The organism is Lentzea sp. NPDC036949, assembly GCF_055608075.1.
In genome coordinates this window covers 533,403-558,880 of sequence record NZ_JBVJRA010000002.1, presented here as the reverse complement: position 1 = coordinate 558,880, position 25,478 = coordinate 533,403, and the positions used below count along the sequence as shown (strand labels likewise).

29 protein-coding genes and 1 tRNA gene are annotated in these 25,478 nt (G+C 69.8%); 15 read left to right on the top strand and 15 right to left on the bottom strand.

Annotated features, from left to right (window positions below; translation table 11 throughout):
- The first annotated feature begins 19 nt into the window (after nucleotides 1-19).
- Both ACZ7CD_RS08375 and ACZ7CD_RS08370 read left to right on the top strand, forming a co-directional pair.
- The gene (locus tag ACZ7CD_RS08375) at nucleotides 20-394 is read left to right on the top strand and encodes a YciI family protein (protein WP_360394736.1); all 375 of its coding nucleotides are present in this window, start codon (nucleotides 20-22) and stop codon (nucleotides 392-394) included.
- On the top strand, nucleotides 391-1,572 hold the full coding sequence (locus ACZ7CD_RS08370) for an RNA polymerase sigma factor (RefSeq protein ID WP_470378629.1): 1,182 nt from the start codon (nucleotides 391-393) through the stop codon (nucleotides 1,570-1,572). The genes ACZ7CD_RS08375 and ACZ7CD_RS08370 overlap by 4 nt, the downstream gene beginning before the upstream one ends.
- Here ACZ7CD_RS08370 and ACZ7CD_RS08365 read toward each other — a convergent pair.
- Genes ACZ7CD_RS08365 through ACZ7CD_RS08355 form a run of 3 tightly spaced genes read right to left on the bottom strand, consistent with a single transcriptional unit; the run spans nucleotide 1,544 to nucleotide 4,120 of the window.
- A complete protein-coding gene (locus tag ACZ7CD_RS08365) occupies nucleotides 1,544-2,236 on the bottom strand; it encodes a histidine phosphatase family protein (protein WP_458432311.1) in 693 nt (230 codons plus the stop codon). The genes ACZ7CD_RS08370 and ACZ7CD_RS08365 overlap by 29 nt on opposite strands.
- Nucleotides 2,237-2,246: 10 nt before the next feature.
- A complete protein-coding gene (locus ACZ7CD_RS08360) occupies nucleotides 2,247-3,074 on the bottom strand; it encodes an undecaprenyl-diphosphate phosphatase (RefSeq protein ID WP_360394744.1) in 828 nt (275 codons plus the stop codon).
- The gene (locus ACZ7CD_RS08355; RefSeq protein WP_470369220.1) at nucleotides 3,071-4,120 is read right to left on the bottom strand and encodes an LLM class F420-dependent oxidoreductase; all 1,050 of its coding nucleotides are present in this window, start codon (nucleotides 4,118-4,120) and stop codon (nucleotides 3,071-3,073) included. The genes ACZ7CD_RS08360 and ACZ7CD_RS08355 overlap by 4 nt, the downstream gene beginning before the upstream one ends.
- A 72-nt stretch (nucleotides 4,121-4,192) precedes the next feature.
- Between ACZ7CD_RS08355 and ACZ7CD_RS08350 the strand changes: the two genes are divergently transcribed.
- The 4 genes from ACZ7CD_RS08350 (at nucleotide 4,193) to ACZ7CD_RS08335 (ending at nucleotide 6,848) form a co-directional block, all read left to right on the top strand.
- Nucleotides 4,193-5,158: an aldo/keto reductase gene (locus tag ACZ7CD_RS08350; RefSeq protein ID WP_360394749.1), complete on the top strand. Its 966-nt coding sequence runs from the start codon at nucleotides 4,193-4,195 to the stop codon at nucleotides 5,156-5,158.
- Nucleotides 5,159-5,350: 192 nt separating this feature from the next.
- Nucleotides 5,351-6,007 (top strand): YncE family protein, encoded by a 657-nt coding sequence (locus ACZ7CD_RS08345; protein ID WP_360394752.1) that lies wholly within the window; start codon nucleotides 5,351-5,353, stop codon nucleotides 6,005-6,007.
- Complete coding sequence (locus ACZ7CD_RS08340; RefSeq protein WP_360394754.1) at nucleotides 6,004-6,216, top strand: DUF5703 family protein; 213 nt, start codon at nucleotides 6,004-6,006, stop codon at nucleotides 6,214-6,216. Before ACZ7CD_RS08345 ends, ACZ7CD_RS08340 begins: the two co-directional genes overlap by 4 nt.
- A gap of 194 nt (nucleotides 6,217-6,410) precedes the next feature.
- Nucleotides 6,411-6,848 (top strand): hypothetical protein, encoded by a 438-nt coding sequence (locus ACZ7CD_RS08335; protein ID WP_470378628.1) that lies wholly within the window; start codon nucleotides 6,411-6,413, stop codon nucleotides 6,846-6,848.
- Between the two features lie 125 nt (nucleotides 6,849-6,973).
- Here ACZ7CD_RS08335 and ACZ7CD_RS08330 read toward each other — a convergent pair whose 3' ends face one another.
- Nucleotides 6,974-7,804 carry an alpha/beta fold hydrolase gene (locus ACZ7CD_RS08330; protein ID WP_360394760.1) on the bottom strand — a complete coding sequence of 277 codons (831 nt, stop codon included), beginning with the start codon at nucleotides 7,802-7,804 and terminating at the stop codon, nucleotides 6,974-6,976.
- A gap of 181 nt (nucleotides 7,805-7,985) precedes the next feature.
- On the opposite strand from ACZ7CD_RS08330, the gene ACZ7CD_RS08325 reads away from it, so the two are divergent.
- Genes ACZ7CD_RS08325 through ACZ7CD_RS08315 form a run of 3 tightly spaced genes read left to right on the top strand, consistent with a single transcriptional unit; the run spans nucleotide 7,986 to nucleotide 10,890 of the window.
- The gene (locus ACZ7CD_RS08325) at nucleotides 7,986-8,174 is read left to right on the top strand and encodes a hypothetical protein (RefSeq protein WP_360394762.1); all 189 of its coding nucleotides are present in this window, start codon (nucleotides 7,986-7,988) and stop codon (nucleotides 8,172-8,174) included.
- Complete coding sequence (locus ACZ7CD_RS08320; protein WP_470378627.1) at nucleotides 8,171-9,862, top strand: DUF6895 family protein; 1,692 nt, start codon at nucleotides 8,171-8,173, stop codon at nucleotides 9,860-9,862. The genes ACZ7CD_RS08325 and ACZ7CD_RS08320 overlap by 4 nt, the downstream gene beginning before the upstream one ends.
- A complete protein-coding gene (locus ACZ7CD_RS08315; RefSeq protein ID WP_470378626.1) occupies nucleotides 9,859-10,890 on the top strand; it encodes a serine hydrolase domain-containing protein in 1,032 nt (343 codons plus the stop codon). Before ACZ7CD_RS08320 ends, ACZ7CD_RS08315 begins: the two co-directional genes overlap by 4 nt.
- 17 nt (nucleotides 10,891-10,907) lie before the next feature.
- Here the strand turns inward: ACZ7CD_RS08315 and ACZ7CD_RS08310 are convergent, their stop codons facing one another.
- Genes ACZ7CD_RS08310 through ACZ7CD_RS08295 form a run of 4 tightly spaced genes read right to left on the bottom strand, consistent with a single transcriptional unit; the run spans nucleotide 10,908 to nucleotide 14,805 of the window.
- Entirely contained in the window at nucleotides 10,908-12,224 is a 1,317-nt protein-coding gene (locus ACZ7CD_RS08310; protein WP_360394863.1) for a M20/M25/M40 family metallo-hydrolase, read from the bottom strand.
- 28 nt (nucleotides 12,225-12,252) lie between these two features.
- The gene (locus ACZ7CD_RS08305; RefSeq protein WP_360394866.1) at nucleotides 12,253-13,137 is read right to left on the bottom strand and encodes a glutaminase; all 885 of its coding nucleotides are present in this window, start codon (nucleotides 13,135-13,137) and stop codon (nucleotides 12,253-12,255) included.
- A gap of 18 nt (nucleotides 13,138-13,155) precedes the next feature.
- Nucleotides 13,156-14,112 carry an AAA family ATPase gene (locus ACZ7CD_RS08300; protein ID WP_470373970.1) on the bottom strand — a complete coding sequence of 319 codons (957 nt, stop codon included), beginning with the start codon at nucleotides 14,110-14,112 and terminating at the stop codon, nucleotides 13,156-13,158.
- 30 nt (nucleotides 14,113-14,142) lie between these two features.
- Nucleotides 14,143-14,805: a GAP family protein gene (locus ACZ7CD_RS08295; protein WP_470373971.1), complete on the bottom strand. Its 663-nt coding sequence runs from the start codon at nucleotides 14,803-14,805 to the stop codon at nucleotides 14,143-14,145.
- Between the two features lie 164 nt (nucleotides 14,806-14,969).
- Here ACZ7CD_RS08295 and ACZ7CD_RS08290 point away from each other — a divergent pair, with 164 nt between their 5' ends.
- From ACZ7CD_RS08290 to ACZ7CD_RS08275, 4 genes are read left to right on the top strand one after another with little or no spacing between them, the layout of a single operon-like run.
- Complete coding sequence (locus ACZ7CD_RS08290) at nucleotides 14,970-15,854, top strand: ABC transporter ATP-binding protein (protein WP_470373972.1); 885 nt, start codon at nucleotides 14,970-14,972, stop codon at nucleotides 15,852-15,854.
- Entirely contained in the window at nucleotides 15,851-16,558 is a 708-nt protein-coding gene (locus ACZ7CD_RS08285; protein ID WP_360394776.1) for an ABC transporter permease, read from the top strand. Before ACZ7CD_RS08290 ends, ACZ7CD_RS08285 begins: the two co-directional genes overlap by 4 nt.
- Complete coding sequence (locus tag ACZ7CD_RS08280) at nucleotides 16,531-17,700, top strand: sensor histidine kinase (RefSeq protein ID WP_470373973.1); 1,170 nt, start codon at nucleotides 16,531-16,533, stop codon at nucleotides 17,698-17,700. The genes ACZ7CD_RS08285 and ACZ7CD_RS08280 overlap by 28 nt, the downstream gene beginning before the upstream one ends.
- Complete coding sequence (locus ACZ7CD_RS08275) at nucleotides 17,697-18,302, top strand: response regulator transcription factor (protein ID WP_360394781.1); 606 nt, start codon at nucleotides 17,697-17,699, stop codon at nucleotides 18,300-18,302. Before ACZ7CD_RS08280 ends, ACZ7CD_RS08275 begins: the two co-directional genes overlap by 4 nt.
- On the opposite strand, the gene ACZ7CD_RS08270 is transcribed toward ACZ7CD_RS08275, so the two are convergent.
- Nucleotides 18,299-19,234 carry a squalene cyclase gene (locus ACZ7CD_RS08270; RefSeq protein ID WP_470378625.1) on the bottom strand — a complete coding sequence of 312 codons (936 nt, stop codon included), beginning with the start codon at nucleotides 19,232-19,234 and terminating at the stop codon, nucleotides 18,299-18,301. The two genes, ACZ7CD_RS08275 and ACZ7CD_RS08270, sit on opposite strands and share 4 nt — an antisense overlap.
- Nucleotides 19,235-19,407: 173 nt before the next feature.
- On the opposite strand from ACZ7CD_RS08270, the gene ACZ7CD_RS08265 reads away from it, so the two are divergent.
- Nucleotides 19,408-19,490, top strand: a tRNA-Leu gene (locus tag ACZ7CD_RS08265).
- On the opposite strand, the gene ACZ7CD_RS08260 is transcribed toward ACZ7CD_RS08265, so the two are convergent.
- The 6 genes from ACZ7CD_RS08260 to ACZ7CD_RS08235 form a co-directional block, all read right to left on the bottom strand.
- On the bottom strand, nucleotides 19,472-21,232 hold the full coding sequence (locus ACZ7CD_RS08260; RefSeq protein WP_470378624.1) for a recombinase family protein: 1,761 nt from the start codon (nucleotides 21,230-21,232) through the stop codon (nucleotides 19,472-19,474). The two genes, ACZ7CD_RS08265 and ACZ7CD_RS08260, sit on opposite strands and share 19 nt — an antisense overlap.
- Nucleotides 21,233-21,382: 150 nt before the next feature.
- Complete coding sequence (locus tag ACZ7CD_RS08255; RefSeq protein WP_470378623.1) at nucleotides 21,383-23,452, bottom strand: FtsK/SpoIIIE domain-containing protein; 2,070 nt, start codon at nucleotides 23,450-23,452, stop codon at nucleotides 21,383-21,385.
- A complete protein-coding gene (locus ACZ7CD_RS08250; RefSeq protein ID WP_470378622.1) occupies nucleotides 23,449-24,042 on the bottom strand; it encodes a hypothetical protein in 594 nt (197 codons plus the stop codon). Before ACZ7CD_RS08250 ends, ACZ7CD_RS08255 begins: the two co-directional genes overlap by 4 nt.
- The gene (locus ACZ7CD_RS08245) at nucleotides 24,039-24,371 is read right to left on the bottom strand and encodes a hypothetical protein (protein ID WP_470378621.1); all 333 of its coding nucleotides are present in this window, start codon (nucleotides 24,369-24,371) and stop codon (nucleotides 24,039-24,041) included. Before ACZ7CD_RS08245 ends, ACZ7CD_RS08250 begins: the two co-directional genes overlap by 4 nt.
- Complete coding sequence (locus tag ACZ7CD_RS08240) at nucleotides 24,368-24,706, bottom strand: WhiB family transcriptional regulator (protein ID WP_470378620.1); 339 nt, start codon at nucleotides 24,704-24,706, stop codon at nucleotides 24,368-24,370. Before ACZ7CD_RS08240 ends, ACZ7CD_RS08245 begins: the two co-directional genes overlap by 4 nt.
- Nucleotides 24,699-24,875 carry a helix-turn-helix domain-containing protein gene (locus ACZ7CD_RS08235; protein WP_470378619.1) on the bottom strand — a complete coding sequence of 59 codons (177 nt, stop codon included), beginning with the start codon at nucleotides 24,873-24,875 and terminating at the stop codon, nucleotides 24,699-24,701. Before ACZ7CD_RS08235 ends, ACZ7CD_RS08240 begins: the two co-directional genes overlap by 8 nt.
- 179 nt (nucleotides 24,876-25,054) lie before the next feature.
- Between ACZ7CD_RS08235 and ACZ7CD_RS08230 the strand changes: the two genes are divergently transcribed.
- Nucleotides 25,055-25,438, top strand: a complete 384-nt coding sequence (locus ACZ7CD_RS08230; protein ID WP_470378726.1) for an XRE family transcriptional regulator — start codon at nucleotides 25,055-25,057, stop codon at nucleotides 25,436-25,438.
- Nucleotides 25,439-25,478: the final 40 nt, after the last annotated feature.

Genomic DNA, 25,478 nt, shown 5'->3' with positions numbered 1-25,478 from the left:
AGCCGAGCGGAGGCCGGAAGTGAAGTACCTGATCCTGATCTACAGCAACCCGAAGTCGCGGGCGGCCTGGGAGAAGCTGACCGACGAGCAGCAGAGGCAGTTCGGCCAGGCCCACTACGACCTCACCGACACGCTGCGCGCCTCCGGTGAGCTGGTCGTCAGCGAAGGCCTGCCCGGACCCGAGACCGGCAAGGGCGTCAGCATCCGCGGCGGCGAGGTCGTCGTCACCGACGGGCCCTTCGCCGAGGCCAAGGAGTACCTCGCCGGGTTCTACCTGGTCGAAGCCGACACGATCGACCAGGTCATCGCCCACGCCGCCACGTTGCCCGACGCCCACAACGACGGCATCGAGGTCCGCCCGGTGTGGGACAGGTCCACGCTGGACGACCTGTGACCACACCCCCGGTCGAGGACCTGCTGCGTGAGCTCGCGCCGCAGGTCCTCGGCGTGCTCGTACGCCGCCACGGCCAGTTCGACGTGTGCGAGGACGCCGTGCAGGAAGCCCTGCTGCAAGCCGCACAGCAATGGCCGGCCGACGGGCTGCCGGACAACCCCAAGGGCTGGCTCATCACCGCGGCGAGCCGCCGGTGGATCGAGCAGTACCGGGCAGACCTCGCCCGCCGGGCACGGGAGGACAAGGTCGCCGCCCTGACCCCACCGCCCGCGGACCCGGCGCCAGCCCGCGACGACACGCTCACGATCCTCGCGATGTGCTGCCACGAAAGCCTCACCACGGCCTCGCAGATCGCCCTGACACTGCGCGCGGTGGGCGGCCTCACGACAGCGGAGATCGCCAGGGCGTTCCTCGTACCCGAAGCCACCGTGGCACAGCGCATCAGCCGGGCCAAGCAGAAGATCAAACAGGCCGGGGCCACGTTCCGGCCGCCCACCGACCTCACCGCCGTCCTGCACGTGCTCTACCTGATCTTCACCGAAGGCTCCACCGCCAGCTCCGGCGACACCCTCGTCCGCGTCGACCTCACCGCCGAAGCCCTCCGCCTCACCCGCCGGCTGCACCACACCCGCCCCGACGACGGCGAACTCACCGGACTGCTCGCGCTGATGCTGCTCACCGACGCCCGCAGACCCGCCCGCACCACCGAACACGGCGACCTGGTCCCGCTGGCCGAACAGAACCGCGGCCTGTGGGACACCGACGCCATCGACGAAGGCACCCGGCTCATCCAGCACGCCCTGCGCACCACCCAGATCGGCCCCTACCAGCTGCAAGCCGCCATCGCCGCCGTCCACGCCGACGCGAACACCGCCGACGACACCGACTGGCCCGAGATCCTCGGCCTCTACGACCTGCTCACCGCACTGGCACCCGGCCCCATGGTCGCCCTCAACCGCATCGTCGCCCTCGCCATGGTCCACGGACCCGACCGGGCCCTCGCCGAGCTGTCCACACTGGACCTCGACCACCACCGCGTCCACGCCGTCAAAGCACACCTGCTCGACCTGCGCGGAGACCACCACCACGCCCGCGAAGAGTACGACAAAGCCGCCACACTCACGCTGAACGCCCAGGAACAGCGCTACCTCAAGCTCCGGTCGCGCCACCCACGGTAGCGTCCGACGACGGCTCCTCCTGCGGCGGCGCCTTCGGCACCACACCCGCCAGATCCCCACCGTTGTCGTTCACCCGCAACACGAACGGCCGCGTCTGCGTGTACTGCACCACCGACACCGAACACGGATCCACCACAATCCGCTGGAACCCGTCCAAGTGCACACCCAGCGCATCCGCCAACACCGACTTGATCACATCACCGTGCGAGCACAACACCCACACCGCACCCGGACCGTGCTCCTCGGCGATCCGCGCATCATGCGCCCGCACCGCGGCCACCGCACGCGCCTGCACGTGCGCCAACCCCTCACCCTCCGGGAACACCGCCGCCGACGGGTGCTGCTGCACCACCGTCCACAACGGCTCGCTCAACAGGTCCTTGAGCGCCTTGCCGGTCCACGCCCCGTAATCCACCTCGGACACGTCCGGCTCCGCGACCGCCTCCAGCTCCCGGTCCGCCAGCAACGGCGCCAACGTCTCCTCACACCGCTGCAACGGCGACGACACCACCGCAGCCACCGGGATGTCCCTCAACCGGGCGACGAGAGCCGCGGCCTGCGCCTGCCCCCGCTCGTCCAAACCCACACCCAACATCCGCCCGGCGAGCACACCGGAACCGTTGGCGGTCGAACGAGCATGTCGAAGCAGGATCACCGTGGCCACGGCACCCACCTTAGATCGGCTGGATCAACCCCATCGACAGCAGCCCCATCAGCACCAGGCCCAGCATCAACCGGTACCACACAAAAGCCGAGTACGAATGCTTCGACACGTACTTCAACAACCACGCGATCGTCGCGTACCCGACCACGAACGAGATGACGGTCGCGACGACCATCTGCGGGATCGACGCCTGCACACCCTCACCACTGCGCTCCAGCACGTCCGGGATCGAGAACAACCCCGCACCGAACACCGCCGGAATCGCCAGCAGGAACGAGTACCGCGCCGCCGCCTCCCGCGTCAGCCCCAGGAACAACCCCGCCGTCAACGTCCCACCCGACCGCGACACCCCCGGGATCAACGCCAGCGCCTGCGCCAACCCCATCCCGATCGCGTCCTTCATCCGCAGCTCATCCCGCTGCTGCTTCGCCAGATGATCAGCCAAACCCAGCAGCAGACCGAACACCACCAGCATCGTCGCCGTGATCCACAGGTTCCGCGCCGACGTCCGGATCTCGTCCTTCAACAGGTACCCGAGCACCGAGATCGGCACCGAACCGATGATCACGTACCAAGCAAGCCGGTAATCCCGCTCCTTGCGCGCCTCCGCGTTGACCAAACCGCGGAACCAGGCGCTGATGAAGCGCCCGATGTCCTTCGCGAAGTAGATCAGCACCGCCACCTCGGTACCCAACTGGATCACCGCGGTGAACGACGCACCCGCATCGTTGCCGAAGAACAACGTCGACGTGATGCGCAGGTGCGCACTGCTGGAAATCGGCAGGAATTCCGTCAGTCCTTGGACCAGTCCGAGGACCAGAGCCTGCAACCAGCTCAACTACCCACTCCTGCCAGATCCAAAGCCTCGGCCGCGGTCCGAAGACCCGCGATCCCCTGCTCCAGATCTTGCAGCATCGGCGAAACGGACAGCGTGGTGACCCCCGCGGCAGCAAGCGCCTGCATCTTCTCCGCTATGCGCTCCCTCGACCCCAGCAACGCCGTCGCGTCCAAGAACTCCAACGGGATCGCCCCCATCGCACCCGCGTAGTCCCGCGACAGGTACCTCTCCTGGATCTCCTCCGCCTCAGCCGGAAAACCCATCCGCACCATCAGGTTGTTGTAGAAGTTCTGCTTCCGCGACCCCATGCCGCCCACGTACAACGCCGTGTACGCCCGCACCGGATCCGCACACGCCTTCCAGTCCTCACCCACCACCAACGGCACCGTCGGAACGACGTCGAACCCCTCCATCGACCTGCCGGCCCTCTCCCGGCCCGCCCGCACCGACGCCAGCGACTCCGCAGAGAACTCCGGCGAGAAGAAGATCGCCAACCACCCGTCCGCGATCTCCCCCGTCAACTCCAGGTTCTTCGGACCCACCGCCGCCAGGTACACCGGGATCTGCTCCCGAACCGGGTGCACCGTCAACTGCAACGCCTTGCCAGGACCATCCGGCAACGGCAACGTGTAATGCTCACCCTCGAACCGCAGCTTCTCCCGCGACAACGCACGCTTCACGATCTCCACGTACTCACGCGTCCGCGCCAACGGCTTGTCGAACCGCACACCGTGCCACCCCTCCGACACCTGCGGACCCGACACCCCCAGCCCCATCCGGAACCGGCCACCCGACAACGTGTCCAGCGTCGCCGCCGTCATCGCCGCCATCGCAGGCGTCCGCGCCGGAATCTGGAAGATCGCACTGCCCACGTCGATGCGGTCCGTCTGCGCCGCCACCCACGCCAGCACCGTCGGCGCATCGGAGCCATACGCCTCCGCCGCCCACACCACCGAAAAACCGAGCCGGTCGGCCTCTTTCGCCAGCTCGAGGTTCGCCGCGTCATTACCGGCGCCCCAGTACCCGAGGTTCAGTCCCAGCTTCACGCAGCGAGACCCTACCGGTCAGTAACACCGATTGCCAGGCTGACACGATCATCACCCCTTAGCATCCCGCACGTGGAACAGCGACACCTCGGCCGCAGCGGCCTCCGCGTCTCCCGCCTCGCACTGGGCACGATGACGTGGGGCCGCGACACCGACGCAGACGAGGCCGCCACCCAGCTCATGGCCTTCGCCGACGCCGGCGGCACCCTCATCGACACCGCCGACGTCTACACCGAAGGCGAATCCGAACGCATCCTCGGCACCCTCATCGACGAAGTCGTCCCCCGCGACCACCTCGTCATCGCCACCAAAGCCGTCGCACGCCGCACCGACGGCCCCTTCGGCGGCGGCGCCAGCCGCGGCGCCCTCCTCACCGCACTCGACGGCTCCCTGCGCCGCATCGGCGTCGACCACGTCGACCTCTGGCAACTCCACGCCTGGGACCCCACCGTCCCCGTCGAAGAAACACTCTCCGCACTCGACACCGCCATCACCGCAGGAAAAGTCCGCTACGCCGGCACCTCCAACTACAGCGGCTGGCAACTCGCCACCGCAGCCACCACCCCCACCACCTTCCCCCTCATCTCCACCCAGCACGAATACTCCCTGCTCGAACGCGGCATCGAACGCGAAGTCGCCCCCGCCGCCGCCCACCACGGCCTCGGCCTCCTGCCCTGGGCACCACTCGGCCGCGGCGTCCTCACCGGCAAGTACCGCAACGGCACCCCACCCGACTCCCGCGGCGCCTCCGCCCACTTCGCCGGCTACGTCGAACAACACCGCACCGACCGCGCCGCCCGCATCGTCCAGGCCGTCAGCACCGCCGCCGAAGGACTCGGCACCTCCGCCCTGTGCGTCGCACTGGCCTGGGTCCGCGACCGGCCCGGCGTCGTCGCCCCCGTCGTCGGCGCCCGCGACACCAACCAGCTCCTCGCGTCCCTCGACGTCGAACAGCTCACCCTTCCGCCCGCGATCCGCGCCGCACTCGACGACGTCAGCGCCATCGAGCTCGCCTACCCCGAGCGCCCGATGCCCTGAGTCCCTGGCTGTTCTGCGTTCGTGAGTTTCTGCTGGTAGTTGCTGTCGTGAAGGTGTTAAATTTAGTCAACACTGAAGTTATTGAGATAACAGACCAGAAGGCCCTGAACGAGATTCACCCCACCCCTCGCGTGACCTTCGCGAGCACTGCGGGCATGCTGGAAGACCACGCAGATCCACGGAGGAACGACCTTGCACCGGCTCGCAGCTCTGATCTTGGCCACCGCGACGCTGACGGCGTGCGGACAGAGCGAGAAGTCGCAGGACCCGCTGCAGGTCGCCGAGACGCTCGAGGTCGCCAAACCGGCCCTCTCCCCCGCCCAGAACACCGCCCTGCCCGGCGACATCACGCCCGGCGGCTCGTTCACCGAGGGCGACACCACCCTGAAGTTCGAGGTCAACGGCCGCAAGGTCGAGCTCGACCGGCTCCGCAGCGCCGTCTTCGAGATGACCACCGACGACAAGGGCTCCCCTACCCGCGGCCCTGGCCTGCGCGCCGGCGACGGTGCCACCAACGCCGTCCCCGACCGCTTCGGCCGCCTGCTCGTCGTCGACACCCGCGGCGGCGAGTTCATCGCGTTCTCGATCGACCCGCTGATCATGCGCCAGCGCTACCCCGTGCCCGGCACCCCCTACGGCATCGCCTACGACGCCAAGCGCGACATCGCGTGGATCACGCTCACCGACCGCAACGAGGTCGTCGGCCTGGACGTCGCCGCCGGCGAGCCGTCCGAGAAGCACCGCTTCGCCACCGTGCGCCAACCCAACACGGTCAGCGTCGACCAGGAGACCGGACGCGTCACCGTCACGTCCGGCGACAACGGAGGGATACAGGTGATCTCGCCATGACCGAAGGGGTGATCGACGGGGACTGGGAATACCGGCCGCTGCGCCTGCCGCCCGGCATCTCCCGCCGCACCGCGACCACGCAGCTGGCCATCCACGCCGAGTTCGCGGGCTGGGAGCTGTCCCGCACGCTGCTCTACGGCGACGGCTCCCGCAAGGTGTGGCTGCGCCGCAAGCGCGTCCCGGGCGACCTGCCCGGACTCATCACGTAACGCGTCACACGACACGAAGTGCCGCTCAAACGCCCCCTCCGCCTGCGGCCCACAACGCTGAGGTGCCCACGTCCCGGCGTTTGAGATCCCCTGTCCGTTTGTTGAAGCTGAGCACCGCGTGACGGTTCATTTCAGTCAACACTGAAGCAATAAAATTGACCGGAGTCGTAGAATATGTGATCAGATTCTGGGTCATGGAGCTCGTGCCGCAACAAGTCGGGGTCGCGCACAGCGCACTGCCGCACGACGAACCGTCCACCCGTGCCCTGCTCGCCGAAGCCGCGGCCCAGGGCCTGCACACCGTGGTCGTCACGGCCCCGGAGAACGATGAGAGCGCTCTCGCCGTCCTGCGCGAGCTGAGAGCCGAGTGGCACACCGAGAACGGCCAGGTCACCGCCCAGCTCGACACCGACGCCCAGGGCCAGCTGGCACACCTGTGGGGACTGTCCGCGCAGGACAGAGCGGCGTGGCTGGCCGCGTTCCCCCGCGCCGACGACCCGAACTGGTGGATGCACCGCCTGCTGGTGCTGAACCACCACCCCGAGTGGGCACCGCTCAAGGAATGGCTCGTCGGCGAGCACGTGCGGCTCTTCGGCCGGCCACCGGGACGGCGCCGCACCCCCGCGTCGTAGACGATCTCGGAAAGCGTGTCGAGAACGCGCCACCTGGCAGGCCGCGCGTTCCTCACCTGCTCCACGACCGGTTGCGGCCGCGAGATGGTCGGTGGGGGGCACATCACCGCGCCCCCCACCGACCATCAGGCCTTGGCCACCTCGCGGATCAGGTTCGCGATCTCTGCGGGACGTTCCAACGGGAGCATGTGCCCCGCGTCGGGCAGCACCACCGACGTGCCGCCGAACCTGGCCACGTCCGACTCGGACACCAGCCGGTCCTCGTCGCCCACCACCGCGACGACGGCCTTCTCCTGCGCCACGGTCAGTCCCGCCTCGCGGTCGTAGCGGTCCACGGCCGGGCGGAACAACGCCACCGTCTCCGGCCACTCCCCCCACACCATGTCCGCGGTCAGCTCGACGTCGTCGTCGGACGGCTCGTCACCGAAGAGCCACCACCGCAGGCCCGCGGTCTTGGTGGGCTCGATCTTCTCCCTGACCGCCCGCACGATCGGCCCGAACGCGCGTTCCAGCTCCCGCACCAGCTTGCCGAGCGACTTGGGCCACGCGAGCGAGGTCTCCGACAGCCCGCTCGCCGCCGTCGACACGAACACGATGCCCAGCACCCGCTGCCGGAACAGCCGCGGCCTGCGTTCGGCCATCGCCAGCGCCGCCATGCCGCCCATCGAGTGCCCGGCGATCACCACGTCACCGCTGGGCACCGCGCGTTCGATCAGCTCACCCAGGTCGTCGCCGAGCTGCTCGATCGTCGCGGTCTCCTTGTCGGCCTTCGAGGACTCGCCGTGGCCGCGGTGGTCGTAGGCGATCACCTGGAAGTCGCCGCTGAGCCGGTCGACGACCTTGTGCCAGCTGCGGTGGTCGAGCGCGTACCCGTGCGCCAGCACGATCGTGGTCCGCGCGTCGGGATCGCCCGCCCGCAGCACGTTGAGCTCGGTCCCGTCCTCCAGCCGCACCATGCCGTTCCTTTCGCCGTGCCGTCTGCATGCCCAACGACACGACACACCGAAAAGACACGGTCCATCTGCGACACAGCACCACCTGTCCGTTGTGGATTCCTTCACTGGAACGGGTGATACAGCGCGTGTCCCCGCGTTCGAGGTGGTACTCCGGAAGAACGAAGCGAAGGAGGAGGTTGTGATGATGCGAACACTGGCCCGTCCGGTTGTTGCGCCGGAGGACATGGCCGAACTGATGACGGCGGTGGCGGAGCCCGAGGCCGCGGTGGCCGACCCGCCGCTGCACGTGCCCACCGCCGGCGGCGCGCTCCTGGCCGGTCTGCTGCTGATCGTCTCCCCCGGCAACCCGACGGAGCCGGAGAAGCGGTGACCACAGGTGGCGCGATCGACCGCACGTCTCGTGCGGACGCGGTCGCCGCACTGGCCGGACACCTCGTCGGCGCACTCGGGGAAGGTGTGCCGACGAGGCTCGCCGACTTCCTCGACTCCTGCGCCGACGGCGTGGCCGGCCTGTGGGCGGTCCGCCTGGTGGGCGCCGACGCCTTCGCGCCGCACCTGCTGGCGGGCCGCCCCCTGGAGGGCCGGGACGCCGCTGTCGTGTCCGACGCTTTCGAGGCGTTCCCGCCCGTCCAGCAGCCGGTGACGCACCAGCAGTGCGTGCTGGCCCACCGGGACCAGGCCACCGCCGAGCTGCTGGTGCGGCTCACCGACGGGCGGTGCGCGCCGCCCGGGACCGTCGAGGTGTGGGGGAACCGGGAGACCTCGGCCCACCTCGGCATGTCACCGGTCGACGCCCTGCTCGGCCCGGCCGAGCAGTGGGCGCGCTGGTCGGTGGCCGTCGCCCAGCTCTCGCCGCTGGCCCTGCCGGGCTTGGACGGCCCGGTGTTCGAGGCGGTGGCGGGTGCGCCGCTCGCACTGGCCAGGGGTACCACCCGGGCCGTGCTGCGCCGGGACTACGCCACCGCAGCACGCCTGGTTCGCTGGGTGGCCCTGCTCGCCGACCGGGTCCCGCTGGACGCGGCCCTGCTGGTGGAGCACCTGAGGCTGCACGCGGGCGCCGACGCCCGGCTGCTGCTGGACCTGGCCATCGCTGAACGCGTCCTCGCCGCCGAGCCGGTGTCCTCGCGACCGGCGCTCCCGGCCCCGACGCCTCCGGTGCCCTCGGCACCGACCGCGGTGGTGCACGACGTGGCGAGCCGGGCGATGGCCTGGCTGCACGCGCACCACGAGCTGGGTGCCTTCACCGACACGGCGACCGCCGACCTCGACGACCCCAACAGCGTCTACAAGCCCCTGTGCGAGGTGGCCCTGGCGTCCGCGTTCGTGCTGCGCGAGGGCGTTGCCGGTGCCGCGCAGCTGCGGCACGCGCGAGAGCTGCTCGACTTCTCCTGGGAGCAGATGCGCCGCGGCGACCTGCTCTACGAGCGCCAGCTCCGGCACGCCCTGCTCACCGACCCGGTGGAGACCTACGCGTCGTTCGCCCGCTCCGGGTACCGGCACGCCGCCCTCGAACGGGTCGCCGCGCACAGCTCGGCCGCCGACGCGGTGAACGAGGTGGTGCCCAACCGGCGGCTCGCCGTGGCCAACGCGCACCGCGTCGTGGGCATCCCGCGCGACGACGACTGGGACGCCCTCACGGCCGCGACCTGGCTCGGCCGCGAGCCCGAGCCGTGGGTGATCGACTGGTACACCGGGTACTGCGCCACGCACACCGTCTTCCACCTCACCGACTGGGGCGCGCGTCCGGAGGGTCTGCCGGCCGGCACGGCCCGCTACCTCGACGCGTGGCTGCCGGTGTGGATCGACGTGTGGACCGAGGCGCGGCAGTGGGACCTGGTGGGCGAACTGCTCCTCGTGGGCGCGTGCCTGCCGGAGCCGCGCATCGAGGCCGCCGAGTGGGCGCCGTTCGCCGCCGCCCAGCACGAGGACGGCCTGGTGCCCCGTGACGGAGAACCCGTGTCCGACGACCCGCGCACCCGGTTCCTCGACCACCAGCACACCGCCGTGGTCGCGACCGCGGCGGGCACGCTCGCGCTGTCCCGGCTGCTCGCAGGGTGAACGAGGACCGGATCACCGCACTGCTGTCCGCCGCGCCCGGTGTCGCCGTCGCCGCTCGGGTGGGCGACGAGGAGACCGTGCTGGTCGCGGGCGTCACCGCGCTGGACGACCCGCACCCGGTCACCGCCGCCACCCGGTTCGAGATCGGCTCGCTGACCAAGACGTTCACCGCGCTGCTGCTGGCCGAGCTGGTGGCGCGCGGCGAGGTGCGGCACGACGACCCGGTGGACCGCTTCCTGGACACCGGCCTGGGCTCCGGTGTCACGCTGGAGCGCCTGGCCACGCACACCTCCGGCCTGCCCCGGCTGCCACCGGGCCTGCTGCGCGCGGCCCTGCCCGCCTGGCGCACCAACCCCTACCGGGCGTTCGGGCCCGAGCGTCTGACGGCGGCGCTGCGCCGCACCCGCGTCCGCCCCGACGACCGAGCGCGGTACTCGAACTTCGGCGTCGCCGTGCTCGGCCTGGCACTGGCCCGCGCGACCGGCCGGCCGTTCGAGGACCTGCTCGCCGACCGCGTCCTGCGTCCCCTCGGCCTGACCGACACCGGTTTCGACACCGCGCCGCAGGCCACCGGTCACCTGCGCGGCCGGCCGCGCCCGCCGTGGGAGATGCCCGGGATGCCCGCCGCCGGCGCGCTCCGGTCCTCCGCCCGCGACCTGCTCGTCCTGCTGACCGCCCTCCTCGACGGCCGACCGGCCTCCCTCGCGCCCGCGCTCGCCGACGTCGTCGCGCCCCGCGTCGCCGTCTCCGCCACCGACCACCTGTGCCTGGTGTGGAACCTGCGCCGCCTCCCCGACCACGACCTGCTGTTCCACTCCGGGGGCACGCGCGGCTGCACCGCGTTCGCCGGGTTCAGCCCGCAGCGCCGCACTGCGCTCGTGGTCCTCGCCAACACGGGCCCGACCGTGCGAGCCACGCTCGTGCAGGACTCGTACAACGCCCTGCGCGCCCTCGACGACCCGGCCGCCGCACAACGGCCCGGGACGAGAGGGAGCGACAGGGATGCGACGCGGGAGACGACTGCTTGAGCCGCCGGACGGTCCCGTCAGCTGTTGCGCAGGAACCGGTCCAGCACCCGCACACCGAACTTCAGCGCCTCCACCGGCACGCGCTCGTCCACGCCGTGGAACAGCCCGGAGAAGTCCAGGTCGGCCGGCAGCTTCAACGGTGCGAAGCCGAAGTTGCGGATCCCCAGCTGCTGGAACGACTTCGCGTCGGTGCCGCCGGAGAGCATGTACGGCAGCACGCGCGCACCGGGGTCCTCGGCGGTGATCGAGGCGGTCATGGCGTCCACGAGCGCGCCGTCGAACGTCGTCTCCACCGGCGGCAGGCCGATCCACTCGCGTTCCACGTCCGGACCGAGCAGCTCGGCCAGCTCGCGGTCGAACGCCTCCTCGCGACCGGGCAGGATGCGGCAGTCGACGGTCGCCTCGGCGGTGGACGGGATGACGTTGGCCTTGTAGCCGGCCGTGAGCATCGTCGGGTTCGCGGTGTCGCGCAGCGTCGCGCCGATCATCCGCGACAGCGCGCCGAGCTTGCCGATCGAGCCCTCGACGTCGTCCTCGGGGAAGTCCAGGCCGGTGATCTCGGTGACGCCGTCGAGGAACTCGCGCACCGACGGCCGGATGATCAGCGGCCACTGGTGCTGGTCGAGCTTGGTGACGGCGGCGGCGAGCTTGGCCACGGCGTTGTCGCGGTGGATCATGCTGCCGTGCCCGGCGGTGCCCTTGACCCGCAGCTTCAGCCAGCGGATGCCCTTCTCGGCGGTCTCCACGAGGTAGGCGCGGACGTCGTCCTTGAGCGTGATCGAGAACCCACCGACCTCGCTGACCGCCTCGGTGACGCCCTCGAACAGCTCCGGCCGGTTGTCGACCAGCCACTTCGCCCCGTAGAGGCCGCCGGCCTCCTCGTCGGCGAGGAACGCGAACACGATGTCGCGTGGCGGCACCACGTTCTCCCGCTTGAAGTGCCTGGCCAGCGCGAGCGTCATGCCGACCATGTCCTTCATGTCGACGGCGCCGCGGCCCCACACGTACCCGTCCTGCACCGCACCGGAGAACGGGTGCACCGACCACTCCGACGCGTCGGCGGGCACGACGTCGAGGTGCCCGTGCACGAGCAGCGCGCCCCGGTTCGGGTCGGCGCCCGCCAGCCGCGCGACCACGTTGCCGCGCCCCTTCGCACCCGACTCGACGTAGGTCGTCTCGTAGCCGACCTCCCCGAGCTTCTCGGCCACCCACTCCGCGGCCTTGCGCTCCCCCACCACCGTCGCGGGGTCACCGGTGTTGGTGGTGTCGATCCTGATCAGCTCGCTGACGAGCGTGACGGCCTCGTCCTCGGCCCGTGCCAGCGCGTTGCCCAATGTGCTCACCCCGTCTTCCTACCACCCGTCAGAACACGGACCACCCTGTGAGAGTGGTGAACCTGTCGAGCGCGTCGACCCCGGCCACCGAGTTGCCGCGGGCGTCCAGCCCGGGACCCCACACGCAGATCGCGCACCTGCCCGGCACCACGGCCACGATGCCGCCGCCGACGCCGCTCTTGCCCGGCAACCCGACCCGGTAGGCGAACTGCCCGGCCGCGTCGTAGGTGCCGCACGTCAGCATCACCGCGTTGACCCGCTTCGCGCCGCTGACCCCGAGCAGCCGCTCGCCGTCGTTGCGCACCCCGTGCCGTGCCAGGAACAGCGCGCTCCTGGCCAGGTCCGCGCAGCTCATCGCGATCGAACACTGCCGCACGTACTCGTGCAACACGACGTCGACCGGGTTGCGCATGTTGCCGTAGGAGGCCATGAAGTGCGCCAGCGCCCGGTTGCGGTCGCCGTGGTCCAGTTCGGACCTGGCGACCTCCTCGTCCACGTCGATCGCGTGGTTGCCGCTCTCCGCGCGCAGGAAGTCGAGCAGCCGGTCCGACGCGCCCGGCCCGAGGTGGTCGGTGACCACGAGCGCCCCGGCGTTGATGAACGGGTTGCGCGGGATGCCGTTCTCGGTCTCCAGCTGCACCAGCGAGTTGAACGGCGACCCCGACGGCTCCCGCCCCACCCGCTCCCACAGCTCGTCGCCCACGGCGAGCGCCAGCGTGAACGCCTTCGAGATGCTCTGGATCGAGAACGGCGCCCGGTACTCCCCCGCCCCGCACACCTCGCCGTCGAGCGTGGCGACCGCCATGCCGAACCGCCGCGCGTCGACCCGTGCGAGCGCCGGGATGTAGTCCGCGGCCGCACCGCCGGGCATGACCTCGCCCGCGATGCGGTCCACCAGCTGCTGGAGCTCCATAGCGGCCATCCCACCACTTCAGGGCACGAGCGACGCGGCCACCTCCTCGGCCGTGCGCCCGGACGTGTCGACCGCCGTGCCGATCCCCCGCAGCCGCCCGGCCTGCGCCACGGCCTCCTCGACCACCCGGTCGAGCTCCTCCTCCGACCGCCCCGCCAGCGGGTCACCCGGCTCCGGCCAGCCCTCTCCCCTGCCCCGCCGCCGGATCCGCTCCACGAGGTCCGCGCGCGAGGCCTCCAGCCGGTACACCGTGGCGCCGGGGAACACGTCGGCGTACGGGCCGACCACGACCAGCACCCGTGCCCCGGCCTCCCGGTAGGTCCGCCACACCGCCGCGAGGTTGTCCGCGCGGGCCTGCTCCATCCCGAACCCGAGCTGGCCCGCGTCGACGAACCCGGCGCGCACCCCCGTGCCCAGCAGCCGCAGGTACACCGCGAAGCCGACGACCGACTTGCCGACACCGGTCGTGCCGCAGAACCACAGGACCCGCTCCGGCCCGGCCCAGTCGCCAGCCGCCCGCTCGACCCGGTCCGCCACCTCGGCGACCGACAGCCCGGTCGTGTCCACGCACACGTCGCCGATCGCGCGGGCGTCGAGCTCGTCGGCCTCGCGCAGCACGTGGTCGAGCTGCTCCGGCCGCATCCCGCGCCCGAGGTACCGCTCCCGCAGCACCTCGCGGTCGGCCCGCAGCCGGCACACCGTCAGCGTCGCGCCGGGAATCGGCGCGGCGCCGTTCGGATCGGCCACACCGGACACGACGAGGCTGCGCACCCCGCTCGCCCGCGCGCCGGCCACCACCGCGGCCAGGTTGCGGGCCTTCATGCGGTACCGGCCGGGGTCGTCGTCCGGATCCGGGTAGCAGATGCCGAGCTGGTCGACGTCGACGTACGCCCCGCCGTTGCGGCGGTGCACCTCCCACCCGACCACGGTCTTGCCGACACCGGGAGGTCCGCAGATCCACAACACCGAAACCACGACCGCAGTCTCCCGGCCCCGTCAACGCGTTTACAGGAAGAACAGCCGCGCGACCGCGTCCCGCGCCACCAGGAACCCGGCGATCCCGAGGATCCACCCGGTGGCGCCGGCGCCCTTCTCCGCGAACCACCTGCTGATCCGCTGCAGCACCGGCTCGACCCGTTCCCGCAACGCGATCCGCGCGGCCAGCAGCACCAGCGCGGGCACGACCATGACCACGCAGTACCCGGCGAGCAGCAACCCGGTCTGCGCCGGCGTGATGTCCGCGGCGCTCATCATCCCGATCGCGCCGAGGTAGGGCAGCATCGTCGCGAGCTCCACCACCCCGGCCAGCAGCGCGACCCCGACGAGCGCGGCCGTGGACCCGCCGACCCGCCTCGTCCACTTCGTCGTGTCGGTCTTCTTCTTGCTGTCGAAGCGGAAGCTCACGACGAACAACCCGACGCCGATCACGAGCTGGACCCACAGCGCGACCCGCCCGTCGAGGTGCTCCAGCACCTGCGCCGCCCCCAGCACCAGCCCGATGCCGACCACGAAGTAGAACACCGTGATCGTGCCCAGGTAGACGGCGAACCGCCCGACCCGCAACCGCCCCGGCGCGAGCATCAACCAGATCGGGACGAACAACGTCCCGATGCTCGTCGAGTCCAGCAACGCCAGCCCCGCCAACGCGAGCAACAACCCCGTACCCACCGCGTCCCCCTCGCCCCACTTCGCACAGTGCCCGTGCCGGATCTTTTTAGCACAAGTGTGACATTAAAGCGTGCGCGGGCCTGCCGGGGACATGACATCTGTCATCACGTTCCGATGCGTCCTGACACTGCCGGGACCAGGAATTTCACGCGATCGTTGAACACATGACAGCGATCGAGGTGAAAGACCTGACCCGGCGCTACTCAGGGGGATTCGAGGCCGTGCGCGGCGTCTCGTTCGAGGTGGAGCGCGGCGAGATGTTCGCGTTGCTCGGCACGAACGGCGCGGGCAAGACCTCGACCGTCGAGGTGGTGGAGGGCCTGACCCGGCCGGCGGAGGGGACCGTCCGGGTCCTGGGCCACGACCCGTTCCTGGAGCGCAAGGCCGTGCGCCCGCGGGTGGGCGTGATGTTGCAGGAGGGCGGCTTCCCGCCCGACCTGACCGTGTCCGAGGCGACCACGATGTGGGCGGGCACGCTGACCCGGCCCCGCCCGGTCGCCGAGGCGCTCGACCTCGTCGACCTGGGCCACCGCTCGGCGGTGCGGGTGAAGCAGCTCTCCGGCGGTGAACGGCGGCGCCTGGACCTGGCGCTCGCGTTGCTCGGCCAGCCAGAGGTGCTGTTCCTCGACGAGCCGACCACCGGCCTCGACCCGGAGAGCCGGCGCAACACGTGGCAGCTGATCCGCACCCTCCTGCACGAGGGCACCACCGTGCTGCTGACGACGCACTACCTGGAAGAAGCGCAGGAACTGGCCGATCGGCTGGCCATCATGCACCGCGGCCGCATCGTCGCGCGCGGCACGGTGTCCGAGGTCGTCGACGCCCACCCGGCGCGCATCACGTTCACGCCGCCCGCCGGCATCGCGCTGCCCGTCGTGGCCGACCTCGACGAGTCCGGCCGCGCGACCGTGCGCACCAACACCCTGCAGGAGACGTTGCACGAACTGCTGACGTGGGCACACGCGCAGGACGTCGTGCTGTCCGGTCTGGACGCCCGCTCGGCGTCCCTCGAAGAGGCGTTCCTGGCGATCGCGGAGGAGGCGGCATGAGGGCCGTGGCCATCGGGCAGGCGGAGCTGAAGCTGTTCTGGCGCAACCGCACCGCCCTGTTCAACTCGCTCATCGTGCCGCTGCTGGTCGTGCCGCTGCTGCTGTCGATCGACGCCGACGGCGTGCCGCTGGTCGTCGGCCTGACCGGGTTCGTGCTGCTCATGGCGGTCTACTACAACCTCGTCACCGTGTTCGTCGCGCGCCGCGAGGAGCTCGTGCTCAAGCGCCTGCGCGTCGGCGAGCTGACCGACCCCGAGGTGCTGTTCGGTGCCGCGCTGCCGTCGATGGTGGTCGCCATCGGGCAGATGGTGCTGTTCGCGGTGATCATCGGCGTGATCACCGGCGTGGCGGTGCCGACGAAGCCGTGGTTCCCGCTGCTGGGCGTCGTCGGCGGGACGCTGCTGTTCGCGTTGCTGGCGGCGGCGTCCGCGGCGTTCACCCGCACCGTCGAGATGGCGCAGGTGACGTCGTTGCCGGTTCTGATGGCGTGCATCATCGGCAGCGGCCTGATGGTCCCGCTGTCGGTGTTCCCCGACGAGGTCCAGACGGTGCTGCGGTTCCTGCCGCTCACCCCGGTCCTGGACCTGCTGCGGGCCGGCTGGCACGACGGCCCGGTGCTGCAGCCGGTGGTCGTGCTGGCGGCGTGGGTCGCGGCCGGTGTCTACGCTGTCCGGCGATGGTTCCGCTGGGAGCCGCGGAGGTGACCTTGCTGTCCTGGTGGCGCTCGCGCAGCAGCGCGTCGCGGTTCGACTACTTCACCCGCTCGTCGTTCTACCTGACCCTCGTCGCGCTGCCGATCCTGCCGATGACGAGCCTCGCGAACGACGACTCCGTGAGCCGCACCGCCGCCGTCGCCACCATCGTCGCGATCGTCGTGCACGCCGCGTGCTGCACGTGGCTCGTCCACCAGGGCATCGAGCACTACCTGGGCAAGGCGCCGTTCCCGCGCCTTGCCCTGACCGTCGCCGCCGTCGTGACCGCCGTGGTGGTGGCAGGCGGCATGGCCGTCCTGCCCGGCGCACCACCCGGCGGGCGCGACGGCCCGGTCGACGCCGTGACGCTGTTCGTGCCGGTGCTGTTCGTGACCGCGGTGTCGTGCACCCTGCGCCCCCGCGTGACGGCGGCCGTGGTGGCCGCGACCGGCGTGTTCCTGGTGCTGACCGTGCCGCTGGGCGCCGCGGTCCCGATGACGATCGCCTTGGTCTTCTTCACCGCCGTCTACCGCACCTCGGTGTGGATGATCGGCACGATGTGGGAGCTGGACCGCTCCCGTGAGGTCCGCGCCAGCCTCGCCGTGGCCGAGGAACGCCTGCGCTTCGCCCGCGACCTGCACGACGTGGTCGGCCGCAACCTCTCCGTCGTCGCCCTGAAAGCCGAACTGGCCGCGAAACTCGCCCAACGCGGCCGTGACGAGGCCGTCGCCGAGATGCTGGAGGTCCGCCGCATCGCCCAGGAGTCCCTCGACGAGCTCCGCGCCGTCGTCTCCGGCTACCGCACAGCGGACCTCACGGTGGAGCTCGCCGGCGCCCGCTCCCTGCTCACCTCCGCGGGCATCGACTGCCGCGTCATCGGCGAGCCCTCCCTCCCCGACGAGGCCGCGGGAGCCCTGGGCTGGGCCGTCCGCGAGGGCGTGACCAACGTCCTGCGCCACAGCGAAGCCCGCACGTGCACCATCGCGTTGCGCGGCACCACCCTCACCATGTCCAACGACGGCGCCACCGCCACCACCATCCGCTTCGGCAGCGGCCTCACCGGCCTGCGCGAGCGCGTGGCCACCCTCGGCGGCTCGGTGACCGCCACCCCGGAGCCCCCCAACCGCTTCGTGCTGACCGTGGAGCTCCCGTGATCCGCATCCTCCTGGCCGACGACGAACACCTGATCCGCGGCGCCCTCGCCGCCCTCCTGGCCCTGGAGGACGACCTCGAGGTGGTCGCCCAAGCCGCCACCGGCGCCGAAGCCGTGGCCACCGCCCGAGCAGTCCGCCCCGACGTGGCCGTGATCGACCTGCAGATGCCCGACCTCGACGGCGTCACCGTGGCCCAAACCCTGGCCACCGAGCTCCCCACGTGCTCCACGATGATCGTCACCTCCCACGGCCGCCCCGGCCACCTGAAACGCGCCCTGGCCGCCGGCGTCCGCGGCTTCCTCCCGAAAACCGTCTCCGCCGACGTCCTGGCCACCGTCGTCCGCACCGTCCACTCCGGCGGCCGCTACGTCGACCCGGCCTTGGCCGCAGAAGCCATCAGCGCCGGCGACAGCCCCCTGACCCCACGCGAGGCCGACGTCCTCGAACTGGCCCTGGAAGGCGCCCCGATCGACGAAATCGCCCGCCGCGCCTCCCTCTCCCCCGGCACCGTCCGCAACTACCTGTCCTCAGCAGTCGGCAAAACCGCCGCCTCGAACCGCCACGAGGCCGCCCGCATGGCCCGCGCCCGCGGCTGGATCTAGCCCCACCACTCCAGCACCCTGGCCCCGTACAGCGTCAGCCACTTCGACGGCTGCCCTCGTTCGACGTCGACCTCGAACCACATCCGCCCGGGATGCCGCCCAGCCTGCACCCACGTCCCGTCGGGCCGCCTCTGCTCCCTGATGCGCTCGACGGCCTGCGCCATGCGCTCATCAGGCCGCGCTGCACGCCGGAAGTAGTCGGCCGCGTTGAGCACGCTGTACTGCCACCGCAACGGGTACCGGAACGTGTCCACCCACTCCGCCACCGGCTCCCCCGTCGACAACCGCCGGAACAGGTGCCTTTCGAGCAGGTACTCCTCCCCTCTCCTGCGCGCACTCCTCGACTCGTCGGTGCCCCCCGTGGCCACCTCGTAGTCCAGCAACCCCTTGAGCGAGTTGAGCGTGGAGTGGAACGACGACCTCTTCGCCCCCTCAACCCACTCGCAGTTCCACCCGCCGTCCTCAAGCTGGTGCTCCACGAACCACGCGACGTTGTGGTGGACGTCCACCCCGAGCCACAGCCCGTTCGACACCGTCATCGCGTTGATGCAGCAGTCGACCTCGCCACCCCAGTACGGCAACCCGTCGTACTCCCACCGGCTGTTGGCGGCCAACAACTCCGCAGTGCCGTGCAGCGCTTCGGGGTCGAGCCCCCACTCGCGCAACGTGACCAACGTCCAGGTGGTCGCGGTCCACGGCTGCGGCTCGTCGCCGCGCATGTCGTAGTCAGGCGGGAAGAAGGCCCCACCCGCCCACTGCCCGTCCTCACCTTGGAGCTCCAGCAACCGCTTCCCGAAGCCTTCCGTGGCAACTCGTGCTCTCGTCGCCTTCCACACCTCTTCGGGCGCGTGCAGGAGGTCTCGTTCGACCTGCCAACGCAGGGCCGGGTCCGCGTCCTTCAGCAACCACTCCACCAACGCCGTCGTCAGCACCCGGTGACCCTAGCCCCGCTTGAGTTTGATCTGCCTGGCTTCCGCCGGCTCTGTGCACCCAACCATGCTCCTACCAGCGGAAACCTTGCTCGGGGCGCTCGATTTTGGTCGTTGCCGACGATCATGTAATCTATGCACGCACCACGGCGCGAGCTGCGGTGACAACTGAACAGGTCCGGGTGGCGGAATGGCAGACGCGCTAGCTTGAGGTGCTAGTCCCCGAAAGGGGGTGGGGGTTCAAGTCCCCCCTCGGACACGTACGCTAAGCACACGCGGAGAGGTCGTCGCATAGACGGCCTCTTTTGCTTTGTCGTACCTCAGCTCGATCCCGAGTTCCTCGTAGAGTCTCGCCAGCTTCTCCGGCTGCCCTTCGTTGATGATCACGGTCACATCTGCGAGGGAGTCCACCGCGGCCTGTAGCTCTGCGGCAGACGCCAGGTTCGGCGCGGGCAGACCGTCGAGTTCGGCTCTGGCCGCGGCCCGTTGTTCCTCGGTCTCGTTAATCGCGTCCACCAGTGCGGCCGGATCGACACCGGCGGCGATCGCCGCTTGGAAACGCCGGAGCTTCGCCTCCGCGTCGGTGAGCCGTTTCTTCACGACCTCCCTGCTCGACTTCGCTCTGGAATCGTCCTGCGACGCGACCATCGTCGCGATCGTCCGGTCAATGGTCTTCCGGTCAAAGATCTGACACAGCCACTTGTTGAGCGGTTCGAGAAGGATGTCCTCGGCGAGGTTCACCGTGCGCGGATGCTCAGCCAGCACCTGAGATCCAGGTGCCAACGTGCGAGCGTGGCACCGGTAGTAGGTGTGGTGTTTCCGGATCGTCGCTGCTTGCATCTTCCGGGAACAGATTCCGCACCTCACGAGCCCGCGGAGGATGTACGGCCGCGTGCCCCTCACGCGAGTGCGTTCCAGTTCCGCTCGCCTCCTCATTCCTCCCGCTGCCCGTGACCGGCGCAGCAATTGCGCTTGGGTGAAGTCCCCGACCGAGACCAGTTCGGGATGAGCGGGCAGCCTCGACCTGACAACTCGATCGGGCGTAGACCGCCGGAACTTCACGACGTGGCCAGCCGCGACATCGTCGAAGTCCAGCAACGTCTCGAACTTCCGCCAACGGCCGAATACCGCGTAACCGGTATAGCGAGGGTTCTCCAGAATCGCGCGCACGGTGCTGCCCTGCCAGCCGTCGCCTGGCCGGTGACGATTCTGGTCGGGCCGATGCGCTGACGGACACGGCACACCGTCCCGGTTGAGCCGAGCCGCGACCGCTCGATCTCCGAACTCGCCGGTCAGGTAGTCAGCGAAGATCCGCCGCACCACCGGGGCCGTCGCCTCATCGATGGCAAGAACGCGCAGTCGATAGCCCTCAGCCGCCTTTCGCGGGTTCGGGTGCGGACCACCGTCGACCACCCTGTACCCGTACGGTGCCCGACCGCCCTGGTGACGTCCCTCGTTCACGACCTGGGCGTCCATCGCCGCGCGGACCCGAGCCTGGACGTGCTGGCGCTCGGACTCGCTCATGCCACCGAGCACGCTCATCAGCATCTTGTGCGATGGGTTGCGCGGGTCGTATTTGCCGCCCAGTTCCGGCACCCAGAGTTCGACGCCGTACGCCTCGAACCGCGGAGCAATCAGCGAGAACTGGTTACCGAACCAGCACCTTGTCCCCTCTCCCACCACCAGGGCGTTCCAGGGGCGATGCGGGTCCTTGAGCGCCTCCAGCAGATGTGCTGCCCGTGGGCGCCGCTCCCACGGCACAGAACGGGACTGTCCGATGTCGAAGTACTCCTCGACGAGCACGCCACCCAACGGCTCGACGAACTTCCGCGCGTTGCCGAACTGCCAGGCGTGTGACGTCTCCGGGTCCTGGTTGTCCTCGGTGGAACAGCGACCGTAGAACGCCACTGGTCCGATGCCGTCATGGCTGGCGTCAACGACCTCAACGCCGAGCAGCTCATCCAATCTCGCCCACGGGTTCGGGCTGATTTCAGTAGTCACTCGACCCCCTCTCCCGAAGCTCCTCAAGAGCCTCAACTTCAGTTGCGTCACGAAGCAACTCCAGCAGTATGCGACCTGCTGACCTGGTAAGGACAGGTGGCTCGGTCGGCACGTGCACCACGACTCGTGCCTGTTCGACGTTGCCGCTGGTCATAGCATCAGCCGTCCTGGTGAGCTGATTTCATCAATTGCCGCCCGCAAGTCTGCAGTCAGGTAGCCCCGGACCCGTCGCGTGCCTTCGTCCTCCTGCACGTAGTGCCGCGTCGGCCGGCACCCGAGATCGCCCATGTCCTTGCCGAACGTCGTCGGCTCGACGTTCAGCGCCTCCACCAGTTCAGCCGTGGGCACGAACTCTCGCTCGTCCAGCCCGTCACCGAGGTAGTCCACTACCGACGCCAACGGCTCCGGCAACTCGATCTCGTCCCGGTTCGGCGCGTCGGTCTCCTGCACGACCTCCGCGTGGTGGCGCAGAGGCGTGTCCTGACCAGCGGCCTGCCCAGTCAACGTCCCTTCGGTCTCCCGAAGCGCGCGGCCGCGTTCGCAGATCGCCCGCCAGTCCTCGTTGGGCATGTAGAACGTCCGCACGGTCAGCGCCAGCACGTCAGCTCCGGCCTGCGTCTCGCCGTCCGGTCGCAGAATCCCGACGCCCTTGTGCGACGGGAGCAACCGGCTGCTGTCGTAGCCGCGGGTGTTCATCTGTTCCCCGAGCACGATGTTGCTGTCCCGCCAATCCATGACCCGCAGCGCGAACCGCGATCCGAGCACCGCCCGCAGCTTGGACGGGATCGTGTTGCTGTCCGGCCGCTGCGTAGCGAGCACCAGCACCAGGCCGGCCGCAGGCGCCTTCTTCGCGAGCCACGTCAGTAGCTCGCCGATCTGCTCCCCTGCGGTGAGCTTTTTCCCTCGCACCACAACAGGAGTGCGATCTTCCAGTGCAATGTGGACCTCGTCGACGATCAGCGCCGTGATTGGCATGTCCAGCGAAGGATCACGGGACATCGCCGGAGTCACCTTCGACTCGGGACACGTGACGTCGTCCAGGTCCTGCATCCGCCGATAGCGTCGTTGAACGTCCGCAACCAGCTCGACGAGCCAGTCCAAGAACGCCAACACATGCTCGCTGTCGTCACCGGCCATGAACCGGTGTGCGACCTGCTCCGCGGCCTGCCAGTCCTTCCCGTTCTTGAAGTCGGCGACATACAGCCGCGCGTGCGGATCGAGGATGAGCCCAGCCGCAGCCAGCCGTTCCGCCATCGTCTTCCCCTGCCGGGGAATCGCACCGATGAGCACCGACGTCCACACCAGCGGCAGATCGATCCTCCGTCCGCGAGCGTCGGTGCCGAAGGGCACCGGTCGCCACGCGTCCCATCGTTCGACCGTGAGCAACGGAGTGCGGATCGGCGGTGAGGCGTATGGGTCCTCGTCGGCCACCCACATCGCCACACGTCCGGCGTGACCTCCGTTGCCGCGCACGCGCTCGACGCTGAGTTGGATCTCGTCCACCGCGAGCGCCGAAGCCAGGTCCTCCCGATGCTTCACGACGTCGGCGGCCTTGCGCGTTGCGGGAAGGTCCACGGTGATCGCCCAACCAGCGCCCTGCCGAGATGCTCGCTCGACGAGCCGCAGCGATTCGTCCTTCCCGATGAGCTTGGCGTCTCGGAAGGCGTCGACCAGCACCTGAGAGTCCATCGTCCACGTCAGCGTGCGCGGTCCGGCGAGCACGGCCTTCCGCCCAGGTGAGCCGTCCTTCGCCCGCCCGACGATGGCCAGCACGGCCGCGCCGACACCTCCGACGCTCCACAACACGAGGTCGCCGTAGAGCGCCCATGCCACCGTGATCACCGCGCTGCCGACGAGCAGCACCGCGCCGGTGACCTTCCACCGGAATAGCGTCAGCGCGCGGATCTCAACGAACTTGTCCGCCAGCTTCTCCGACTGCTCGGCAGCGTCGCGGTAGTCCCGCACCCGAACCCAGTTCCGCCAGCCGCGCGCGGCAACGACGAGGCCACGCCCAACGGCACTCGCACACCGGAGCGGAGCACGAAGCACCCACGCGAGCGCATCCTTCGCGGCGAACTTCAACGTCTCCCGAGACTTCAGCGCCGGAGGCACCACCCGCGAGTAGCGCCAGCTCGCCTCGATCCGCCGAACGAGCGCCGCACGCTCGTCAACCAGCTCCCCTTCGAGCACCTGCTCGGCAGGCACCAGCTCGCCATTCATGGCTGGTCCCCGTTCAGCTCCGCGGCCAGCTTCGAGGACAGCCCGCGCGAGCATCCCGTGACTTCTCGGACCCAGGCCGGCGAGACCTTGGCGCTCGACTTCCGAGCCTTGCGGGCCACTGCCAGGTACTCCGCGAATGACGTCCGCGGAGCGGGTGCCACGGCCTCCACCGTGGCGCCCGCAGCGGTCCCGAGCTTGTCCCGCAGCTCCGTCACGGCCTCCGCGGCGACGAACACGACGAGCGGCGGCACCGAGTGCAACACCACGAGCGCCGCAGACCCGGCCACGAACGCACTCCAGGTGTTCATGACGTACGTGGCCCCGAGCGTGAACCACTTGGCCGCCCGCACCCATCCACCGAGCCGCACCCCGTGCCGAGCAGTCACCTGCTCGGCACGGAGAATCGCCAGCAGCACCAGCGACACCATCGGGTCCAATAGCCACGCCGCGAACCAGGCCAGCGACCACACGGCCGCACCAGCCGCCGCGAACTGCTGAACGTTGGTCATGGTGAACGCGAGCCCGAGCAGAATCCCGGTCCAGCACAACCGGTCCACCTGCACGGCAACCCGCTTGATCGGCTCGCTCACTTTCGATCACCACCACGGCCACGAGGCTCGTAGGTGGTCACCGTCAGCGCCTTCGTCAACGTGTGGGACGCGAGCAACGCTGGCACTCCGAGCACCGCGAACAACAGCCAGCCGTTCCCGCCGTGCGTCACGACCACCCACTGAACGATCACGATGAGCACGGCGTTCACGACCACGCGCCCACCGAGCGACATCAGCCGAACGCTCGTCCGCGCCGCGTTCGCCGCAGCCTTCGCCCGACGAGAGCCAGCCCGCCAGACCAACACCAGAACCAAGAGGACACCGACCGCAGCCAGCACTTGAGTGGGCGTCACGCTGATGGCGTTCATGAACGCGCCCCCCTCTCCGCCCGTTCACCGCGCTGGAGCCAGTGCCGATGTACCTCGCGCCGCTCGTCCTCCGGCAGCGCTCCCCACACTCCGACCGTCTCAGCGCCGGCCGCGCGCAACTCCAACTCCAAGCACTCGTCCCGCACGGGACACCCCGAGCACTGCCGCTCGGCCAGCTCGCGATCGGTCAGCTTCTCGTCCGCCCATGGCGGTTCGCCCGTGAACGCCCACATGCACAGCCCGTCGCTCTGCACGACGTCAGTCAACTCATCGGTCGGCACCCATCGCAGGTGGTCCAGCGACCAGGCGATGCCGACCAGCCGCAGATCAGCCACGAGGCACCTCCGGCTCCGAGAGCAGTCGCCGCAGCGAGCTGTTGGAGACGACGAGCCGTCCGTACTGACGCTCCGCGCTCAAGAGCCCGAGCCGGATCGCCCGGAAGACGACGGACTGGCTGACGCCGAGCACCCAAGCGGTCTCGCGGATGGTGTGAGCAGAAGACACAGAAGTACGCATAGGAATAGGCCTTTCAAAGAACGAACTGACGATTTCAGCTCTAAATGGTTGATTTCAGCGCACCTGAAGGCGCGATTGATCGCACGCAGCGCGGAATGCGCCGTGTCACGTCACCGAAGAACGAAAAGCGGCTAATCTCAGCGCTGAGGCGGAGCGCGGAGGAATACGTGTCGGAGGATTGGGCGGCAGTCGCCAAAGCCATCAATCAGCGCGTGAACGAGCTGGGTTGGCGTCAGCGCGAGCTCGCGGAGCGTTCGAACGTCTCACAGGCGATCGTCCGCGAGATCCAGCACCACACGGTGGAGCGCCGGCGGGGACCGCGGACGCTGGAGTCCTTGTCCACCGCGATGGGTTGGCATCCGCAGCACCTCGACGCGGTGCTGCACGGCCGTCGCCCGCCAGAGCGGGACGAGCCGATCACCGACCCCGGCGACTCGCTGTGGTCGCGTTTGGACAGTGTCGAGCAGCGCCTGATCGACATCACCGAGCGCCTCGACGACCTGAAGTCGGACATCGCGTCGGTAGCGAAGCAAGTCCGCGAGAACCGGTAGCGCGGTGCGTTTCTGCTGGTTGAGCGCTTTGATTTCCATG

Bases quoted from the DNA above. Each gene is read 5' to 3' on its own strand.
- ACZ7CD_RS08340 (WP_360394754.1), top strand. From the start codon at position 6,004: ATGACCGAAGGGGTGATCGACGGGGACTGGGAATACCGGCCGCTGCGC.
- ACZ7CD_RS08335 (WP_470378628.1), top strand. From the start codon at position 6,411: ATGGAGCTCGTGCCGCAACAAGTCGGGGTCGCGCACAGCGCACTGCCG.
- ACZ7CD_RS08330 (WP_360394760.1), bottom strand. From the start codon at position 7,804: ATGGTGCGGCTGGAGGACGGGACCGAGCTCAACGTGCTGCGGGCGGGC.
- ACZ7CD_RS08325 (WP_360394762.1), top strand. From the start codon at position 7,986: ATGATGCGAACACTGGCCCGTCCGGTTGTTGCGCCGGAGGACATGGCC.
- ACZ7CD_RS08305 (WP_360394866.1), bottom strand. From the start codon at position 13,137: ATGGAGCTCCAGCAGCTGGTGGACCGCATCGCGGGCGAGGTCATGCCC.
- ACZ7CD_RS08290 (WP_470373972.1), top strand. From the start codon at position 14,970: ATGACAGCGATCGAGGTGAAAGACCTGACCCGGCGCTACTCAGGGGGA.
- ACZ7CD_RS08285 (WP_360394776.1), top strand. From the start codon at position 15,851: ATGAGGGCCGTGGCCATCGGGCAGGCGGAGCTGAAGCTGTTCTGGCGC.
- ACZ7CD_RS08280 (WP_470373973.1), top strand. From the start codon at position 16,531: ATGGTTCCGCTGGGAGCCGCGGAGGTGACCTTGCTGTCCTGGTGGCGC.
- ACZ7CD_RS08255 (WP_470378623.1), bottom strand. From the start codon at position 23,452: ATGAATGGCGAGCTGGTGCCTGCCGAGCAGGTGCTCGAAGGGGAGCTG.
- ACZ7CD_RS08245 (WP_470378621.1), bottom strand. From the start codon at position 24,371: ATGAACGCCATCAGCGTGACGCCCACTCAAGTGCTGGCTGCGGTCGGT.